The following is an 18496-nucleotide window of genomic DNA, read 5'->3' as shown; positions in this document are numbered from 1 at the left end:
GCGTATTCTCCGAAGCGGCGACTTGCCTTATTGCGGACAGACCTGCCGCAGAAAGCTGGGGTCGTAGACCTGCGCCACGGTGACCGGGGCGCAGCGGGGGTATTGGGGGGCGAACATATCGATAATGCGCTGGATCGCGGCTTCCGAGGGGTAGGGCTTGGCCTGGAAGCGCGGTGCATAGAAGCGCTGGATGGCCAGCGCCTGGGCGCGGTCGACGAAACCGAGGTGACGCTCGATGATGGGCGCTACGCCTTCGGCGTCCGCCTTGAACCGTGCGATCGCGTCTACGTAGGCGGCCACCAGCCGCTGCACGGCTTGGGGCCGCTGGGCGATGGTGCGGCGGGTCACGGCCAGGACGGGCGCCTGGTAGCCCAGTTCCCGGCCCAGGTCGGCCAGGAGCGAGAAGCCGTAGGCTTCGCTGCCGGCAATGCCGTAGTCGGCCGACAGCACGCCGGCGGCAATGCGCCCTTCGCGCAGCGCCGCATAGATTGCCGGGTAGCTCTTCAGTTCCTCCAGCTCGACCTGGCCGTCCAGTTGCCAGCGGGCCAGCATCTGGCGCGCGCTGACACCGGTCTGGCCTGCGGCCGTCAGTACGCCTACGGAGCGGCCGATCAAGTCCTGCGGCTGGATCACGCCGCGCGCGCCAAAGACATGCAGTGCATTGATCTGCTCGGCCGCGAGCACGATGACCGGGTCTTTACCCTCGAAGGCATTCTGCACCACGGGCACTGCGCCGAACTCGGCGGCATCGCACTCGCCCTCGAGCAGCATGCGGGCGCCTTCGGGACCCGCGGTTTCTTCGCGCACGATGTGCAGGTCTACGCCGTGGCGCTCGAAGGCGCCGGTGTCGCGGCCGATCATGCCCAGGCTTTGCGCAGTGGAGCGCAGGCCCAGGGCCAGGCGGATCAGCTCCGTGTTCATTCGTAGATGGCCACGGCGCAGCCGGTGTCCCATTCGACGATGGGTTCGTAGGCCAGGGTACGCGGCCTGCGGTCGTGCGCCGCGCCAAGAGCAGCCACCCAGAGGCGGATCTCCCAGGATCCGAAACCGGCGGCGTCGAGCCGCTCGGGGGGGATGGCCAGGATTTTGTCCACCGCATTGCGGTCGAGCAGATCGAGGAAGTAGCGGTCGAAATCCGGGTCCAGCGTGTCGGCCTCGGGCGCCCCCGGCGCGTGGGAGAGCCCGCCGCTGCCCAGCACGCCCACGCGCTTGCCCGAGGCCTCGATGGCGGCGCGGATGGCCTTGCCCAGTTCGTAGCAGCGGCGCAGGGACATGAGCGGCGGCACCTGGCAGTTCATCATGACCCAGACGACCGGCACATCGAACTTCGGCGTAATGAGACTGAGCGGCACGATGACGCTGTGCTCGAGATCGGTCTTGGCCGAGGACGCCGGCTCGATGCCGGCGGCATAGGCGTGGTGCATGATCAGGCGCGCCAGCTCGGCGTCGCCCTTGATCTGGTACTTATCCATGCCCAGCCAGTTTTCGACCGGGCCCATATAGCTTTCGTTCATCGACACGCAGCAGGCGGGCATATTGTCGATGAAGAAGTTCGAGAAGTGGTCGGGGGCAATGACAACCAGCGCGTCCAGCCGGGCCTTGCCCGCGGCTTCGCGCAGCGCGTCTGTGCCGCCGAAGAAGGCCTGCCGCTGCGCGGGCGAGGCCGCGTCCCGGAAGGCGGCGATGCCTGGCGCGTGGCTCATCGCGCCGGCAAAGTGCAGATTACTCATGGCTGTCCTTCTTGCGCGAAGCAAGCTCGTAGGTACTAGTGAACGGGCGGCTGCCTTTCAGCGGCGCGAGCGCAGCGGCGTATTGCTCGCGCGTAAGTTTCGCCATGCGCGAGAACGGTGCCAGCAACAGCGGGTGCACGCCCATGCCGTAAAGCGCGGCGAGGTCGGCCTGAACCACGGCCCGGGCCTCTTCGGCGCTCAGCTCATAGCCTTGCACCGCGTCTTCGCGGTTGGCGGCCCAGCGCACGGCGAGCTTCTTGTCGCGCTTGAGGTCATAGATCAACTGTTGGATGGCAAGGACGCTCATCGGGGTCTCGTTACGCCTGCGCAAATTAGTTAGATAGCAATTTAATTTACTTGCGATATAGTGTCAACGAAGCCCTCCAGCCTTTTACACGCACCGTCCATCACCATGCCCGCCCTCGATCCCAACCTCTACCCAACCGCCTGCGAAGCGCTGGCGCTGATGCGCACCGGCACGCTGAAAGCCGCTCACTTGATGGAAGCCGCGCTGGACGCCATCGGCCGCCACAACCCGCGCGTCAATGCCATCGTGCACCTGGAGTCGTCCTCGGCCTTGCTGGACGCCGCCCACGAGGCAGACAAGCGCCGCGCCGCCGGCCAGTCATTGGGGCCGCTCGACGGACTGCCGTTGACGGTGAAAGACAACCTGTGGGTACGCGGCTGGCCCGCCACCTGGGGCTCGGCAACGCTGCGCGATTTCCGGCCGGACACGGACGATGCCGCGGTCGCCTGCCTGCGCCAGGCCGGCGCCGTGCTGGTGGGCAAGACCAATGTGCCCGAGTTCGCGTTGGCCGCGATCACCGACAACGCGGTTTACGGGCCCACGCGCCATCCCTTCGACGCGGCCTTGACCCCGGGTGGCTCGAGCGGCGGCGCGGCAGCCAGCGTGGCGCTGGGGATGACGCCTTTTGCCCTTGCCACGGATGCCGGCGGTTCGATTCGCCGGCCCGCGGCCTATACCGGTACAGTAGGATTCAAGCCATCGCGTGTCACCGTGCTGGCCTCGAACGGCTTTCCTTCGACGTCGCTGGATTTCCAGGTCATCGGTCCGATTGCGCGCTCGGTCGCCGACTGCGCGCTGCTGGCCGCCACCATCGCGGCGCCGGGCATGGATGGCCAGCGCCTGCGTGAATTGGGGCAAGACCCGCGCGGCCGGCTCGACGCCTTGGCCGGCCAGTCGCGCCTGGACGTGCTGATGCTCAGGCCCGCGCCTTTGCAAGAGGCGGCTATTACAGCCGAGCTGGAAGCGGTGGCCGCCCGGCTTTCCGCCTCCGGCCACCGGGTGCGGTGGGGCGACGCACCGTACGAGCTGGCCGCGGTGGAAGCCGTGTGGAGCGCGCTGATCGCAATCGGCGTGCATGGCGCCGTGACGAAGCTGGGGCTGGACACGGCACTGCTGTCTCCACCGATGCGCGCGCTGGCCGAGCGCGGCGCGGCCATGCCGGCCACGGTCTTCTACGAAGCCATGCGTACCTTGGTGGAGCTGCGCGCGGCTTCGAACCTGATCTGGGAATCGGCCGATATGCTGGTCAGCCCCGCATCGCCCAGCTTCACCTGGGCCTTTGATGCACCTTTCCCGGCCCGCATCGCCGGCGCCGAGGCGGGGCCTCGCAGCGCGGCAGTCTATGCGACCTTCGCCAATGCGGTCGGCGCACCCTCGATCTCGTTGCCCGTGCCCGGTCGTTCCGCGGGAGAGGGCATCGGCGTGCAGCTGACAATGAAGCCCGGGGCCGATGTCAGGCTATTGGCATTGGCGCAGGAACTCGAAGGCGTGTTGGATTTGAAACGGTGAGTCCCCGGATCTAAGCCTTCAGGCGGCCTCCATGCCGGACGGCGCCGCGCGTGCAATGGCAGCGCTTCCACTTGGTTCGAAGCCGCGCGGCTGCGGCAGTAACCCGGTCGATGCCCCGGATTGGCATGCGTCTTGCATCCCCAGCTGCCAGCCATGCTCATGCCCCAATCCCGTGCATGGCCTGGTCTGTTTTCCATCTTGCTCCGGAGTGCATTCATGAAGTTCCGATCTTTCGTCGTTTCCGCGGCCGCCGTTCTGTGCCTGGGCGCCTGGGGTGGTGCTGCCGTCGCCGAGCCGATCAAGGTGGGCATGGCACTCGACATGTCGGGACCGTTTTCCGCGAATGGCGCCGAAGCGAAGGACGCCTTCAATCTGGCGATCAAGATGCTCGGCAACAAGCTGGGCGGTTTCCCGGCCGAGTTTCTCCAGACCGATATGACCGGCAACCCCGACCAGGCCCGCCAACTGGTCAACCGCTGGATCCAGCGCGACCAGATCGATTTCTTCACCGGCCCCATCAGCTCGAACGTGGCGCTGGCGGTGGCACCGGCCCTGATCGCCGCCAAGGTGCCGTACCTGTCTAACAATGCCGGCCCTACGCCCTTGGCAGGCGAGAAGTGCTCGCCCTATTACCTGGGTACGGCTTTCGAGAACCAGATGCTGCACGAGCCGGGCGGCGTGGTCGCGAACGAGCAAGGCTTCAAGCGTGTGGTGGTGATCGCGCCGAATTACCCGGCGGGCAAGGATGCGATTGCAGGCTTCAAGCGCCGCTACAAGGGTGAGATCGTCGGCGAGGTCTATACCAAGGTCGGCCAGATCGATTACTCCGCCGAGATCGCGCAACTGCGCGCGGACAAGCCGCAAGGGGTGTACTTCCTGCTGCCGGGCGCGATGGGCATCAACTTCATCAAGCAGTTCGTGGCCGCCGGCTTGTCCAAAGACATCAAGATGGTGACGGCGGCGCCGTCGGCAGATGAAGACATGGTGGCGGCTGTGGGCGACCCGATGCTGGGCGTGTTCAATGCTTCGCCCTATATCTACGAACTGGATACGCCGGCCAACAAGAAGTTCGTCGCCGAGTTCCGCAAGGCCTATGGCCGCAACCCGACTTTCTACGCGGCCCACGCCTACGATGTAATCATGAACATCGATGCCGCGGTGCGCGCGCTGGGCGGCAAGCTGGACGACAAGGCGGCGGTGGCGAAGACCCTGCGCACGGTGAAGTTCGATTCGGTGCGCAGCAATTTTTCGTACAACACCAACAACCATCCCATCATGGACTTCTACACCCGCCAGATTGTGCGTGGCGCGGATGGCAAGCTCACCAACAAGTCCCAGGGTTTGCTGCTGGAAAAATATCAGGATTCCTTCGCGGGCGAGTGCAAGGCCATCTGAGGTGGATCCTCGCCTGGAGCCTGGATGGGCAGATGACGGCATGACCCGGCTCGACGCGCGGCCCCAGCCATTGGCGTTCGACCCGAAGCGGTCGGCGCTGGTGATCAACGATATGCAGAACGCGTTCTGCTCGCCGGGCGGCTATATCGACCGGATCGGTTTCGACCTCAGCCGGGTGCCCGCCGTGGTCGAGAAGATCCGGTCCTTGCGCGATATGGCGCGCGCAGCCGGCATGCCGGTGGTGTTTCTGCAGAACGGCTTCTCTGCCGATCTGCGCGAGGCGCCAGGTCCGGAGACGCCGCTGTGGCACAAGTCCAACGCACTGCGCTATATGCGGGCTACGCCGGCCGAGCAGGGAAGGATACTGGTCCATGGCACCTGGGATTACGACTTCATCGAGGTGCTTCGTCCGAGCAACGATGAGATCATCATCTCCAAGCATATCGACAACGGTTTCACCGGGACCCGGTTGGATCACTTGCTGCGGGCGCGCGATGTGCGCACACTGTTCGTGTGCGGCATCTCCAGCAACGTGGGCGTCGAATCCACCTTGCGCTCGGCTTATCACGCGGGCTATTTTGGCGTGATGGTGAGCGATGCCTGCATGGCGGTCGGCCCCAGCTACATGCAGGCCGCGACTGAATTCAATATCGAGACGTTCTTCGGCTGGGTATCGAAGGTGGAGTCGGTACAGGCGGCGTTGGCGCCGCCTGCCTGATGCATCAGGCCTCGGTGTTGGCCACGAAGTACGGTGGCACGTCCGGACCCCAGAGGTACAGCGAGTCTTCGGGCGGATGGTCACCGGCAGGTCCCCGTCGAAACAATGGAAGCTCAAGTAAGCCAGGGATTTTGGCTTGCCCCCGATCAGCCGGCCCCAGCTGCGGCCGTCGGCCGCGGTGAGCTGGATGTCGTTGTCACCGCGTTCGAAGCCCCAGCCCGAAGACGCCGAAGAAATGCTGGGGCCAATTGCAAGGAGAAGTCCATGGCACGGTAGTGGCGTGCATCTCGAGCGTCGGGCATGTCGCGCTGCTGCCTGCCACACTGGCCACATTCCGTCGTCGATACCCCACATTCATCTGCACATCATCGAAGGGCTCTATCCGTCGTGGAATCGCGCCTGCGCAGCGGGGCGATCGACCTATACGTGGGAGTTGCTCCGGAAGCGGTTCCAGCGCGCGACCTGCTCCGCCGGGCATCGGCAGCTTATGCCCAGGAAGACGCCGGTTGAGCGGCGCCTTGATCCGCTGCACAGTCGGAGCCGTTGCGGCCGCGGGGCACGGCGGTGGACTCCGTGGGGTGTATCTATGTGTTTCGTGTTCCCGTAACAGGCTGCCCTTTTCCCCGTATTCGGTCAGCCTCCAAAGTTCCTCCCGGGAAAGCTCGATGGATCGATGAATCCGCACTTAAACAGCCGATGCGTTTAGTTGCAACTATGACGAGATGTTGCATTGAAATTGTGAGCAGGCGTTGCCAAACTTGGCGCAAAAAAGGCACTTGGCAGGGGGGATTCCGATGCACGAAATCGGTACGAACGCGCGCCGTTTATGCGCCGCGTTAGGGGGAGCGCTCGTTCTCGCGCTGGCCGCATGCGGCAGTGGTGAAGACAGCAGCCCGGGGGGAGGAGAGCCGCCCCCGGTCGAGAACGCCAGGGCCGTCATAGAGGCGCAAGCAGCGCGCAGCATGACGTCGGTCGGCCAGCCGGTCGGCTTTCGCGCGTCGGCCGTCACGGACGGGATCCGGATAGAGCAGTACCGGTGGACGTTCAGCGATGGTCAGCAGGCCACCGGGCAGGAAGTGTCGGCCTCGTTCGCTGCGTCCGGGCCGGTAACCGTCACGGTGCAGGCCTATTCCGGCGGCCAGGCGGTGGCCGAGGCGAGTGCGGCGGTGGTCGTGGTGGACGCCGGCGCTTCGCCTTTCGAGGCGTTCGGCATTCCTTCCGGACTCGGCAATGTGACAGGCAACGATCGGCCAGGATTGGTTGACGCCATGCGCATCGCGCAGTACATCGAAGGAGTGGTCGGCCCCGAAGATATCCGCGTGGCGCATGCCGACATCGACCTGGACGGGAAGGTCGACGAGATCGACCGAAATCTCGCCATGCAGGCCGCCGCGGCGAGGCAGGCGCTGCCGTCGGCGCTGCTGCGGCCCCAGGCCTATCCCGGGGCGGTGGTGGCTATGGTATCGCCCATGTTGCTCGACCCGAATGCCGATGTATCGATCACGGTGGACGGCGTGGCTTCGCCGCAAGTGTTCCGGGCGTTACCGGGCTACGCGTCGTTCCTGGTACCTGCCGGCCTGATTCGTAACGCCGCGGCGGAAGTCGTGGTGTCGGTCAACGGCGTGCCGAGTGACAGGCTATCGCTGGACCTGTTGGCCGCAGCCGAGCCTACCGCGCCGGCGGCCGACGATATCCGTGCATTCTTCGATCAGATCGATCGTTTGCTGCAGGCACAGCACGACGCCATCGTCGCCGACCCGGGCCGATTGAGCACCGAAAGCGTCGCGCAATTGCGCACGCTGGCGGCTGCCGGGCGCGATGCCTTCGGTAATGCCCGCCTGGAGTTGGAGCGGACGCTGGCCGGGCCTAATGGAGACACGTTGGCCAGGCTGTTCCAGAAGGCGCTGCTTGCCAACGGCATGAGGGAGTTCCTTGCGGCGAGCCAGGGCGTGGCAGGCGAGGTAAACGGAAAAAGCACGGCGGTTTCGGCGGCAGCAGTAGCCACGCCGGAGCAGATATGCGACATCATCCTGCCCGAGCTCTGCAGACTGAAGCGGGGCGCGGAACAGCTCGGCAACGCGGCGTCCATTACCGAGGCTGCCTGCAGCGCCGTGAGTGCTGCCATTTTTGTCGGTGGAGCGATCATTCCGGCTGATGGTCCGGCGATCGAGGTGGGAGCAGTGGCAGCGTTCGTCAAGTTCTGCGTTCCCATGAGTGCGATCGTCTCGACGGCCTCGACGCTGGGCGAGATCGTCAAGCCTATCGATCCCCGGCTCTACCTTACGGTGACTCCCACGTTCCTGGACCGTGGCGAAAACGCCTTGGTCAAACCGGAAGTGACGTTTGTCGGCCTCCAGCACCTGTGCGGGATGTTCTCCAGCGGGCTCACCGAGCTTGTCGTCGGGCAGATCATTGGCAAGCGGATAGTAGCGGCAATCCTGCGCAACAATACTGGCGCTCGCCTGCTGGCGGATTTTTTCGCGAAGTATGCGGAAGATATGTACGTCTCGTTATTGGAAAGCCTGGAAGAGGCGGCGTACCGGGCGCTCGATGCGTCGGGGCTGATGGGTGCCTTCTCGGAGTTCGTGACCCAGCAGTGCGCCATTATTCCGACCGGCAGAGCGAACATGCCGGCCCAGCGGGTCATGCTGCCGCTGCCTTCCGACCAGGGCAGCTACAGCTTCAATGCCGACGGGACCGCCAACTACACTTGCCCCAGTGCGCCTGCCGTGCTGCAAAGCCAGATCACGCTGCGGGGGATGTGGCCGATGTGCGGCAAGACCGCGGAGGTGAGCGAGAAGGTTTTCTGCACCCCGGCGCAGGTGGGCATCACGATGGGGGACAACGGAAACTTGCTGGACGACATTTTCGAGGTCGTGATCAACGGCCGCTCGGTGTTGACGAGTAACCAGCCGGTGCGCAGTGTATCGACCACGCTACCCTTGGGGGGAGGCTTGAACGAGGTGTTGATGCGCGGCCTGGCCGCTCCGGACCAGGTCGGCACCTATTTCATCACCTTCAGCGGGGCGACTGTAGTATCCGGCGACGCGCTCTCCGGGTCCGATCTCACGCCGGGCGTGACCAAGCGTTTCCTCCTCGAGGTCGAATAACATGCGTATGAGCTCGTTTACTTTTCGGTCCTTGGCGGCGGGTCTGTTTGCGGCCGTCCTCAGCGGTCCCGCGTACGCACAATTTCTCGGCGATGCGTTTTTTGTCGAGCCGTCCGTAGCTGTGGTGCCGGGCACCGAAGGCACCATACAGCTGGCCGTGTTTGCCGGTACGAACCCGGTCGGCGCGGCGCAGGCCACGGTCACCTACGACCCGGCGGCACTGGAGATCCTGGGTATCGAGCCGGTAGCGTCCGGCCGGGTTACTCCGGCCGTTCAATGGCGTAAAGAGGGCAACGTCCTGCATGTCGTCATGGTCAACGGTACGTCGCTCAACGAGCCCATAGGCACGGTGCCGCTGGGTAATATCCGCTTCAAGGCGCTGGGTGCCGTAGGCCGAACGACCAAGTTGATCAGCAAGCCGACCGAGATCCTGAAGCCGGACGCCCAGGCGATCCCGCCCGGCACAGAAGAGCATGAGGGGGAAGTGTCATTCGCCTCGGCAATCCCGTCTGCGCGCATCGCGGCCCGCGGCATCGTATCCACGAGTCCGGAACTGGTCGAGCGGGCGCGGCGGATGCGTCCTCCCGGCGGCATCGTGACGCTGCAGGTGGTCGACGCATCGGGCCGGGCGCAGCCTGTACAGGTACGGATACCGCCGGCCGCCCCGGCGCGCGAATAGGCCCCCCGGGGCGTAAGCTCAATCCGCTCCCAGGCTGCGCAGCAGTCCTGCGCCCAGGTAGACCAGCAGTGCCGCGATGGCAATGGCCTGGAACACGGCCACGAACCAGAAGAGAAGGGGTGTCTTGCGGCGGTGGATTACGCTGGGCGGCATGACGAGTCTGCCTTCGCGCAGTCCTTCCAAGTACAGCGGAAGGAATGTCACGGGCAGGCCCAGTAGCAGCGCCTGCAAGGCGGTATCGGGCAGAGTGAACCAGCCCTCGTGTTTTGCCCAGGCCTGGAGCGCGAGAAGGATTAGTACCGAAGCGGCGGCAGCATAGCGTAGGCGCATGGCGGTTCTTGCGGAGGCATCGCGCGATAGGGTAGCAGAGCCGTGGGTCGCGTCCCAAGAGAATGCTGCCCGCCGGCTCAGTCGATCCGCACGTTCGCTTCCCGGATGAGCCGTCCCCATTTCGCGCTCTCGCTGCGGATCATGGAATTGGCGGGCTCTCGCGGCAGGTAGTGCACCACGATGCCGGCCGCGTCGAGCCTGGCCACTACCTCGGGCCTGGTCAGGACGTGTCCGAACACCTCGCTCAGCCTATCCACCACCGCGTCGGGCGTGGCCTTGGGCACGCCGACAAATTGTGGGCCGGATACCCATAGCCCCGCATAGCCCTGGGAGGCCGCGGTAGGGACCTCAGGCAACGAGGGGAGGGGATGCTCGGTCAGCGCCGCGACGGCCTTCAGTTTGCCGCTCTTGATCAAGGGGAGGACTGCAGTCAGGCTTTCGACGCTAGCGTCGACAACGCCTGCCACCAGGTCGTTGACCGAAGGCGCGATGCCCTTGTAGGGGACATGGAGCATCCGGATGCCGGTCGTCTGCAGCAGCAGCTCGGCGCTGAGGTGCTGGATAGAGCCCGTCCCGCTGCTGGAGTAGCTGAGCCCGCCCGGCCGGGACTTGGCCAGCTGCACGAATTCTGCGAGGGTATTGGCCGGGACGCCGGGATTGACCACCAGTACCATCCGCGAGTCGGTGATTACGGCGGCGTATTTGAAGTCGCCGATGATGTCGTAGCGCAGCGGCTGCTTGTTGTAGGCGTACAGCGCCGCGTTCATCAGGTGGGACGCTGCGCCGAAGAATATGTTGTAGCCGTCTGCCGGCTGTTGCAGGACAGCCTCGGCGCCCAGGTTGCCGGTGGCGCCGGCGCGATTGACGACGATGACCGGTTGTCCCAGCTCGGCGGACAGCAGCGGCGCGATCGTCCGGGCCAGGATGTCTGTGGCGCCGCCGGCCGGCCAGGGCACCACCAGCGTGACGGGCCGCTCGGGCCATGCCGCGAGCGCGGAGCGGCCGGCCAGCGCGATGAGCAGACAGGCCAGGAGGGAGAACGCGGAGGTGCGGCTCATGCTTCTTCCTTCGAAGAGATGGGGGGAGGGAGCGCTAGCGATTGCCCTTCTGGAAGTACCACTCGAGCAGTTCCTGGTAGCGCACGGGCGGATACTCGGTACCACCTGTCTTGTCGAGACAGGTGGGCAATGTCCGGATCACGGTGGAGGCATTGGGCCCGACGAATACCGGGAACGCATAGCGGTCGGTGTCTCCCGTGTTGATGACGCGGTGCTTGGTGGACAGGAACCGGCCGTTGGTCCATCGCACCATCAGGTTGCCCGTGTTGACGATGAGCGCGCCCGGCGTCAGGGGAGCGAGACGCCAATGCCCGGAGGGCATGCGTACGGCGAGTCCCGGCACGTTGGCCTGGGCAAGCAGGGTCATGAGACTGTTGTCGGTGTGCGGCGCCAGCCCGTATTGCCCTTCCTGCCGATCGGGATGTGGCGGGTAGTGCGACACCCGCATGATGATGTGCGGTTTTTCGAAGGCTGCATCGAAGAAGCCCGGCGGCAGCCCCAGCGCGACCGCCCATAGCGGCATCATGTGCCGGGCGAGGGACTCCATGGCCGCGTAGTACTCGAGCAGGGTGGCCCGGAAACCCGGGATGGCCGACTCGTCCGGCCACTGGTTCAGGCCGTGGAACCGCGTGCCGGCCTGGACTTCGGGATCGTCCGGACTGCGTTCGCGGTTCATCAGGAATGCGGCGTTCCTGTTGGGCTTGTGCTTGATGATGGACGAGACTGCGCTGAGCGTCTCGCTCATGCCCAGGTATCCGGCGTTGTGCTCGTTGAGCGCAATCGCCTGCTTGATGGCGAGAGGGAGGGCATGGAACCGGGCGGCCGCGTCGAACATGCGGGGGAACAGCACCGGATCCACGCCATGCCCGGTCAGGTACAGGAAGCCGACGTTCTCGCTCGCGTCGCGCAATTGGGCGGCGGCGCGTTCACGCGCGCCGGGCCGGCCGGCCAGGTAGTCGGCGATGTCGACGACCGGGATCTCCTCGTCGGAGTCCGGATGGTCCATCAGATATCGTTCTTCTTCTTCGCTGCGCGCCGAGGCATCCAGTGCATCCATGGGGTTGGTCCCGGGAAATGTCGTGCGCCTCAATATAATGGCGCGACCGCATGCTGTTCGATTTTTGGTATGAATATTGCTCAGTGCCTGCATGAACAGTTTTGGACATCCCCCACCCGCGCATGAGGCCGGACGGCCGTTCGGTGTCGAGATCCAGCATCTCCTCACGTTCCTGGCCGTCTATGAAGACCGGCGCGTGTCCCATGCGGCGCGCCGGCTGGGCCGGACCCCCTCCGCCTTGAGCCATTCGCTGTCCAAGCTCAGGGAACTGATGGCGGACGATCTCTTCATCGTGCGCGAGGGCGAAATGTGGCCCACTGCGGAAGCCCAGCGGCTTTATCCCCGGATCAGGCAGGCCGTGGATTTGATCGATTCGCTGCAGGTCAGGAAGCGTGCGTTCGATCCGGCGCGCGACGCCTTGAATCTGCGTGTCGGCATGTCGGACTACACCCAGAGGATTTTTTCTCCGCGCATATGGGAGGCCCTCGAGCGCACGACTTCCCAAGTGCGCCTGATGATCCACACCGTGGATCGCTATACCGCCGAAAGCATGTTGCTGGACGGCTCCATCGACCTGGCGCTTATCGGCAATCCCGTACTCGACCATCCCATGGTGTTGTGCGACGAGCTGTTGTCGGACCCCTTTGTCGTGGCCTCGGCCGCCGACGGTGGCGATGGGCCGCTCGATATGCAGGCCTACCTGGCTGCCGCTCATTTGCGGGTGACCGCCAAGGAAAGCGAGGTCGGCGTCGTGGACGCGGCGCTGCATGCGCTGGGCCATAGGCGTGAAGTGCGCTGCATCGTTCCCAACTACCTGCAGGTCCCGGCCATCCTCGAGCGTTCGCAATTGTTGGCCACGCTGGCGCGCGGCGTTTTTGCGGAGGGTGGCTATCGCTTGCAGTTGAGGGCGCCCCCGTTTCCGATCGCGCCCGTGACCATAGGACTGCTTTACCTGCATTCGACCCGTTCTTCCAGTGCCCAGCGGTGGGGAGCCGACCTGGTGCGGACATTGGCACAAGAGCTGGACCGCGATACGTCGTGACGGTGCCTCTGCGCGGGACATCCCGTGCTCAAGCAACTTAGGGGTTATTCCGGACCGTCGCCGCGGGGGTCTCGTTCTTATAATCGATTGCCTATTGCATCATCGATTGTATGGCGCACACTCGATGGCGCCTGCCGATAAACCCCCACTGCGAGCAACGATATGATCCCGAACTTCCGCAAGTCTGCCGGCCTTCGTTTATTAGCCGGGGCGCTGGTGCTGACGCTGTCTGCCTGTGCCCAGATGCCGGGACAGGCAGACGCCGAGCGTGCCCGCTCGGGCGTCTTCTCCGGCACGATCGCGGAGATGACATGGCCGGAAGTAGCCCAGGCGGCGAAGGACGGCGCGGTGCTCCTGTGGGCATTCGGAGTGATCGAGCAGCACGGGCCGCACTTGCCTACCGGTACGGACGTATACGTGCCCTCGGCGCGCCTGCGCGAGGTCCGCAAGATCCTTGAGGAAAAGGGCATCCGGGCGCTGATCGTTCCGCCGTACTATTGGGGCGTGAACGTGGTGTCGGGCAGCTTCCCGGCGTCTTACGACGTCAAGCCCCCGACCATGATTGCCGTCATGCAGGACGTCTTTGCCAGCATGTCCAAGGAGGGCTTCAAGCATGTATTCCTGGTTTCGGGACATGGCGATGCGCTGCATAACAAGACGATTTTCGAAGGAGCGCGGGCGGGCATCCAGGGCACCGGCCTGGACATCAGCTTCGTGACCACCGAGGTGCTGGCCAAGCGGCTGGGGATCGATCCGGCCGACCGCGCCATCACCCTCCAGGCGCCAGACGGCGGTGCGCCCGGCAAATTCGTGGATGTCCACGCGGGCGACCCGGAAACCTCGACCATGATGGCAGCCTACCCCTGGCTGGTGCGCGAGTCCGTCCGGCGCGACCTCAAGTCCACCGACTACGGCCCGGCCGATCTGGCCGAGTGGCGCAAGGGCTACGAGAACGCCAAGCGCAAGACGCCGCTGGGCTACTTCGGCGATCCCGCCGCGGCCGATGCCGCCCGAGGAGCCGCGGCGCTCACCGCTTCCGCGCAGGCGATTGCCGATGCCATCGAACGGCGCCTGAAGTCCGGCCGCTGAAGCGGGCGGCGGGCGGTGCCAGGGACGGCCCGGCGACCCGGAATGCCATAATCGCGGAATCCAGCGTTGCCGCCAGGGTTCCGGCGGCGACGACGCAGCCCGGGGCCGATGGCATGTTGTCCAACCTTTCCGCCGTACAGATACTGACCCTCGGCAGCCCCAGCATCGCGGGGCTGTTCGCGCTGAGCTTTCTGGCCCTGGCGCACCATAACGCGCGCGCCCGCCACCTCAAGGTACTGGCGCTGTCCTTTCTGTTGTTCGCGCTGGCATCCGTGGTCCAGATCCTCGGCATCCCGCCCGATGTAGGTTGGAACGCCATCATTTCCGGGGCCCTGTATGCCGGATGCGTCATCTTCCTGGCTGAAGGGGTGCTTGGCCGTGTCGGCGCGCGGCAGGGCGCCGCCTTCAAGCTGGCGGCCTTTTTCGTGATCGTGGGCGGGATGTACTACTTCTACTACGTCTCGAACGATCTGGTCGCGAGGATCTGCGTGTTGAACTTCGGATCAGCTGCCGTGTTGCTGCTGTCTGCCGTGCGGCTGTCCCCCTTGCTCAAAGGCCGCCCGGTCGACAAGGTGCTGTTCTGGCTGTTCCTGGCCTTCGCGCTGAGTTTCTTTCCCAGGACCTGGCTGACGCTGGGCCAGATCCATGTGGGGATGGGAGCACGGGCCTTCGGCACGTCGAGCTTCTGGATAGCGCTGCATATGACGCTCGTGCTGTTCGGGATCGCGCTGGCGGTGGTCCTGATACTGGCCGCCGCCATGGACAAGATCGATGATCTGAACCGCGAGCGCAACGAAGATCATCTGACCGGATTGTTGAACCGGCGCGGCTTCGACGAGTATGCCGCGGAGCTTGGGCGGCGCGGGACGGACGGGCCTGTGAGCCTCATTGCCTGCGACATCGATCATTTCAAGCAAATCAATGACCGGTATGGCCACGCCGCCGGCGACCAGGTGCTCAGGCAGACGGCTAGGTTGATCCGGCACACGCTGCGTGCAGGCGACGCAGGCAGCCGCGCCGGCGGGGAAGAGTTCCTGATCCTGCTTCCGGGCACGCGCGCGGTAGATGCCTACCGGGTTGCGCAAAGGATTCGTATAGCCATAGAGACCCAGAGGTACGCGGGCCTGCCCGAGAGCGTGCGCATTACCGCGAGCTTCGGCGTGGCGGAACGGGCGCCCTGGGAGTCGATGGACGGCTTCGTCGCCCGTGTGGATGCGCTGCTTTACGAGGCCAAGCGGCTCGGGCGCAACCGCGTCGAGGTGGCTGGCGGCGCGGCGTCGGTCATCGCATGAGGTCGCGCCCGTCGGTACCGTCCGACGATTCGATCGAGGTCCCGACATAAAAGAGCAGGATCGAAAGCGCCTGCTCTTTTTCTTCTTCGCTGAGGCCTTCGGTGAAGGCGTCGACGTCGGCCTGCACCGCGCTATCGATACCGGTCAGCAGCGCGATGCCTTGCTCGGTGACGGTTACCTGCGTCTCGCGCTTGTCTTCGCCTTCCCGGCTGCGGGCGGCAAATCCACCATCCACGAGAACGCGCACCAGGCTGGAGGCGAATGCCTGGGAGATGTCCAGCCGGTCGGCGACGTCCTTGACGCGCAGGCTTTTGCCGGGACTGCCGTAGATCTGGATGAGCGCCTGGTGTGCCAGAGGATCGATATGGGCGCGGCGCGCGCGCTCCTCGACCATGCGGAAGACCTTGCGCAGCACATAGCGTGCATTGGCGACACCCTGGAAATAGACGTGCTTGTCTTTCTTCGCCCGCGACCGGACCGTGGCCTGGCGGCGCTTCTCCAGTTTCCTGGCGTCTATGGTGTCTGGCACGTAACGACCTCCCTATCAAGAGCCTTGGCAGGCATTGTAAACAGCTGCCCCTGCCCGGGATTTATATTAGTTAACTATACTAGTTGACAAATATATTTGCGTGACTCTAGGATGTAGGCATGGGCTCGGACGTGACGGGCCACTCTATCTGCGAGGCCGCGAATGGGTTGCGATGCAGGAGATTTCAGGCAGGGTATGAGGCGGCTCGCCGCCGGCGTCACGATTATTACGGCCGGCCACGAGGGCGAACGCATGGGCTTGACTGCCACGGCGGTCTGCTCGTTGACCGCCACGCCCCCAAGGCTGCTGGCCTGCGTCAACCTGCATGGCGCCACCTACCGGCTGATCTGCGCCGGCAGACAGATGGCGGTCAACGTGCTGGCCGACCGTCACGAGCCCGTTGCCCGCGAGTTTTCCCGTGCGGGCAGGTGTTCCCAACACATGTTCGATCAACAGGTGTGGGACATGGCGGATGGCGTGCCCGTCATGAGGGATGCCCTGGCGGTCTTCCTATGCTCGGTCGAGCAGATGCTGGTCATGGATACGCATGCCGTGGTGATCGGCTCGGTCCAGCGCGTCGCGCTGGCGGCTACCCAGCCGCCCCTGCTCTATGCCGATGGCCACTATGGCTCGTTGTCGGCGTCCACCCAGTCCCCCCCTCAAGAGCGATAGCATCATTCGGAGAACAGCATGACCATGCCTGTACTGCGGCCGTCCGCCGCGCCTGCCGGCCTGCGTTCCGGCGCGGACTACCTGAACGCGATCCGAGCCGATGGCAGGACCATCTACTACAACGGCGAGGTCGTGCGCGACGTGGCGGCGCATCCGGCGTTCAAGGGGGCGGTCGCATCGATCGCGTCTTTGTATGACCTGGCCGCCCACCCGGAGCACCGCCAGCGGATGACCTACGAGATCGACGGGTCGGGCCGGCGCGCGCTGTGCTGCTATCACGTTCCCCGTTCGGTCGACGATCTTCGCCGTGCCCGCGGCATGTCGGCCGCGTGGGCCGAGTCTACGTTCGGCCTCATGGGCCGCACGCCCGACCACGTGGCCGGTTTCCTGTCGGGCTTTGCCGCCAAGCCGTCGGTGTTCGCCGCGGGCGGCGAAGACTATGCCAGCAACGTGCAGCGGTTCTTCGAGTTCGCCCGCGACCGGCATTTGTATGTGTCGTATGCCATCGTCCCGCCCCAGATCGACCGCAGCAAGCCGGCGCATCAGCAGTCCGACCCTACCTTGTACGCGGGCGTCGTCGCCGAGCGGGATGGCGGCATCGTGCTGAAGGGTGCGCAGCAACTGGCAACCGGGGCGGTGCTGTCCGACTACGTGTATGTCAGTTGCATTCATCCGCTCCAGCCCGGCGACGAGAATCACGCCTTCGGCGTCGTGATTCCCATGAACGCGCCGGGGCTGAAGGTCTAAAGCCGGCGCTCGTTCGCCCATGCCGGCGACCCTCGCGACTATCCGCTGTCGTCCCGCTTCGACGAGACGGATGCCCTGCTGGTGCTGGACGATGTATTCGTGCCCTGGGAGCACGTCTTCGTCTACCGGAACCTGGAGGTGTGCTGGAACCAGTGGTGGCAGACGCCCGCGCATTCCTATGGCAACTACCAGGCCCAGGTGCGCTATGCGACCAAGCTGCGGTTCCTGCTGGGGCTTGCCAAGCGGGTAACCGAGATCACCGGGGTCGGCGCGATGCCGCCGGTGCGGGTCCAGCTGGGCGAGCTCGCCGCACTCGCAACCATCGTCGACCTGATGATCGACGCCCAGGAGACGCGAGCGACCATCGACGCCGAGGGAGCGGTGTGGCCGGCCAAGACGGCCCTCTACTCGGTGATGTCCCTGCAGTCTGAACTCAATGCCCGCATGGTCGATATGCTGCGAGAGCTTTCCGGCGGTTCGATGATCATGTTGCCGCCTTCGCTGTCGGATTTCGACCACCCCGACGCGGGCAGGGATCTGGAGCGCTACATCGCTTCGCCGGGGCATCCCGCGCGCGACCGCGTGGCGTTGCTAAAGATGGCGTGGGATCTCGTCGGCACGGAATTCGCCGGCCGCCACCAGCAGTACGAAAAGTTCTACGGCGGGGCGTCGTTCCTCGTCAAGCAGAACATGTTCCGAGCATACGACTTCGATGCCGCGACCACGCTGGTCGACCGCGCGCTCGCGGGTATAGCCGAGCCGGCCAGCCGCGCCGCGGCTTGAGCGGCGTATCGGCCAACAGGGAGAAAACCATGGAAGAGCGGTTCAAGAAAGGCCTTGCCATGCGCAAGCAGGTACTGGGAGAGGCGCCCGTGAGCCAGCGGGTGGAAGCCTCGCGGGGCGCGCTGAACGCCGATCTGCAGCAGTTGCTGACGGAGTTCGCCTGGGGAGACATCTGGTCGCGCCCCCAGCTGGGGTTGCGCGAACGGAGCATCGCAACCATCGCGATGCTCACCGCCCTGAATCGCTCGACCGAGCTGAAGACCCATATCGAGGGTGCGCTCAACAACGGGCTTTCCATGGAGGAGGTGGCCGAGGTGTTCCTTCAGGCGGCGGTCTATTGCGGCTTTCCGGCCGCCATGACGAGCATGAGGCTGGCCAGGGAAGTGGCCGCCGCGCGATCGGCGTCCGCCTGAGGGGAGGCACGGCGCTCCAGTCGCTCCGACGCATCT

At 65.1% G+C, this 18496-nt stretch carries 18 protein-coding genes and 1 pseudogene; 12 read left to right on the top strand and 7 right to left on the bottom strand.

Annotation, left to right across the window (positions count from 1 at the left end; genetic code table 11):
• Positions 1-27: 27 nt before the first annotated feature.
• The 3 genes from QHC78_RS03070 to QHC78_RS03060 are packed head-to-tail and all read right to left on the bottom strand — an operon-like array spanning position 28 to position 2037.
• Positions 28-921, bottom strand: a complete 894-nt coding sequence (locus QHC78_RS03070) for an ABC transporter substrate-binding protein (protein WP_319742404.1) — start codon at positions 919-921, stop codon at positions 28-30.
• On the bottom strand, positions 918-1730 hold the full coding sequence (locus QHC78_RS03065) for a DODA-type extradiol aromatic ring-opening family dioxygenase (protein WP_319742403.1): 813 nt from the start codon (positions 1728-1730) through the stop codon (positions 918-920). Before QHC78_RS03065 ends, QHC78_RS03070 begins: the two co-directional genes overlap by 4 nt.
• Positions 1723-2037: a hypothetical protein gene (locus tag QHC78_RS03060; protein WP_319742402.1), complete on the bottom strand. Its 315-nt coding sequence runs from the start codon at positions 2035-2037 to the stop codon at positions 1723-1725. The genes QHC78_RS03065 and QHC78_RS03060 overlap by 8 nt, the downstream gene beginning before the upstream one ends.
• Positions 2038-2142: 105 nt before the next feature.
• Here QHC78_RS03060 and QHC78_RS03055 point away from each other — a divergent pair, with 105 nt between their 5' ends.
• The 5 genes from QHC78_RS03055 to QHC78_RS03035 all read left to right on the top strand — a co-directional run bounded on the left by QHC78_RS03055 (position 2143) and on the right by QHC78_RS03035 (position 9448).
• On the top strand, positions 2143-3546 hold the full coding sequence (locus QHC78_RS03055) for an amidase (RefSeq protein ID WP_319742401.1): 1404 nt from the start codon (positions 2143-2145) through the stop codon (positions 3544-3546).
• 216 nt (positions 3547-3762) lie between these two features.
• On the top strand, positions 3763-4941 hold the full coding sequence (locus QHC78_RS03050; RefSeq protein WP_319742400.1) for an ABC transporter substrate-binding protein: 1179 nt from the start codon (positions 3763-3765) through the stop codon (positions 4939-4941).
• 40 nt (positions 4942-4981) lie between these two features.
• Positions 4982-5659 carry an isochorismatase family protein gene (locus QHC78_RS03045; protein ID WP_319742399.1) on the top strand — a complete coding sequence of 226 codons (678 nt, stop codon included), beginning with the start codon at positions 4982-4984 and terminating at the stop codon, positions 5657-5659.
• Positions 5660-6453: 794 nt separating this feature from the next.
• A complete protein-coding gene (locus tag QHC78_RS03040) occupies positions 6454-8769 on the top strand; it encodes a PKD domain-containing protein (RefSeq protein WP_319742398.1) in 2316 nt (771 codons plus the stop codon).
• 124 nt (positions 8770-8893) lie between these two features.
• A complete protein-coding gene (locus tag QHC78_RS03035; protein ID WP_319742397.1) occupies positions 8894-9448 on the top strand; it encodes a cohesin domain-containing protein in 555 nt (184 codons plus the stop codon).
• Between the two features lie 18 nt (positions 9449-9466).
• Here the strand turns inward: QHC78_RS03035 and QHC78_RS03030 are convergent, their stop codons facing one another.
• The 3 genes from QHC78_RS03030 to QHC78_RS03020 all read right to left on the bottom strand — a co-directional run bounded on the left by QHC78_RS03030 (position 9467) and on the right by QHC78_RS03020 (position 11893).
• Positions 9467-9778, bottom strand: coding sequence for a hypothetical protein (locus QHC78_RS03030; RefSeq protein WP_319742396.1), 312 nt, complete (start codon positions 9776-9778; stop codon positions 9467-9469).
• 77 nt (positions 9779-9855) lie between these two features.
• Positions 9856-10836 carry a tripartite tricarboxylate transporter substrate binding protein gene (locus QHC78_RS03025; RefSeq protein WP_319742395.1) on the bottom strand — a complete coding sequence of 327 codons (981 nt, stop codon included), beginning with the start codon at positions 10834-10836 and terminating at the stop codon, positions 9856-9858.
• 34 nt (positions 10837-10870) lie between these two features.
• Positions 10871-11893 (bottom strand): isopenicillin N synthase family dioxygenase, encoded by a 1023-nt coding sequence (locus tag QHC78_RS03020; RefSeq protein ID WP_319742394.1) that lies wholly within the window; start codon positions 11891-11893, stop codon positions 10871-10873.
• 91 nt (positions 11894-11984) lie between these two features.
• Here QHC78_RS03020 and QHC78_RS03015 point away from each other — a divergent pair, with 91 nt between their 5' ends.
• The 3 genes from QHC78_RS03015 to QHC78_RS03005 all read left to right on the top strand — a co-directional run bounded on the left by QHC78_RS03015 (position 11985) and on the right by QHC78_RS03005 (position 15316).
• Positions 11985-12935 (top strand): LysR family transcriptional regulator, encoded by a 951-nt coding sequence (locus QHC78_RS03015; RefSeq protein WP_319742393.1) that lies wholly within the window; start codon positions 11985-11987, stop codon positions 12933-12935.
• Positions 12936-13097: 162 nt separating this feature from the next.
• Positions 13098-14024 (top strand): creatininase family protein, encoded by a 927-nt coding sequence (locus QHC78_RS03010; RefSeq protein ID WP_319742392.1) that lies wholly within the window; start codon positions 13098-13100, stop codon positions 14022-14024.
• A gap of 113 nt (positions 14025-14137) precedes the next feature.
• Positions 14138-15316: a GGDEF domain-containing protein gene (locus QHC78_RS03005; RefSeq protein WP_319742391.1), complete on the top strand. Its 1179-nt coding sequence runs from the start codon at positions 14138-14140 to the stop codon at positions 15314-15316.
• Here QHC78_RS03005 and QHC78_RS03000 read toward each other — a convergent pair.
• Entirely contained in the window at positions 15306-15845 is a 540-nt protein-coding gene (locus QHC78_RS03000; RefSeq protein WP_319742390.1) for a MarR family winged helix-turn-helix transcriptional regulator, read from the bottom strand. The two genes, QHC78_RS03005 and QHC78_RS03000, sit on opposite strands and share 11 nt — an antisense overlap.
• Before the next feature lie 195 nt (positions 15846-16040).
• Between QHC78_RS03000 and QHC78_RS02995 the strand changes: the two genes are divergently transcribed.
• The 4 genes and pseudogenes from QHC78_RS02995 (at position 16041) to QHC78_RS02980 (ending at position 18460) form a co-directional block, all read left to right on the top strand.
• Entirely contained in the window at positions 16041-16517 is a 477-nt protein-coding gene (locus QHC78_RS02995; protein ID WP_319742389.1) for a flavin reductase family protein, read from the top strand.
• 18 nt (positions 16518-16535) lie between these two features.
• A pseudogene (locus tag QHC78_RS02990) lies at positions 16536-17375 on the top strand (4-hydroxyphenylacetate 3-hydroxylase N-terminal domain-containing protein); the annotation flags it as partial.
• Positions 17364-18047 (top strand): 4-hydroxyphenylacetate 3-hydroxylase C-terminal domain-containing protein, encoded by a 684-nt coding sequence (locus QHC78_RS02985; RefSeq protein WP_319742737.1) that lies wholly within the window; start codon positions 17364-17366, stop codon positions 18045-18047. The pseudogene QHC78_RS02990 and the gene QHC78_RS02985, both read left to right, overlap by 12 nt.
• A 29-nt stretch (positions 18048-18076) precedes the next feature.
• Entirely contained in the window at positions 18077-18460 is a 384-nt protein-coding gene (locus tag QHC78_RS02980) for a carboxymuconolactone decarboxylase family protein (protein ID WP_319742388.1), read from the top strand.
• Positions 18461-18496: the final 36 nt, after the last annotated feature.

The sequence above is a fragment of the Pigmentiphaga sp. genome (genome assembly GCF_033795525.1).
In the GTDB taxonomy this organism is placed as follows: Bacteria; Pseudomonadota; Gammaproteobacteria; order Burkholderiales; family Burkholderiaceae_B; genus Pigmentiphaga.
This window is presented reverse-complemented; position numbering and strand designations above follow the sequence as displayed.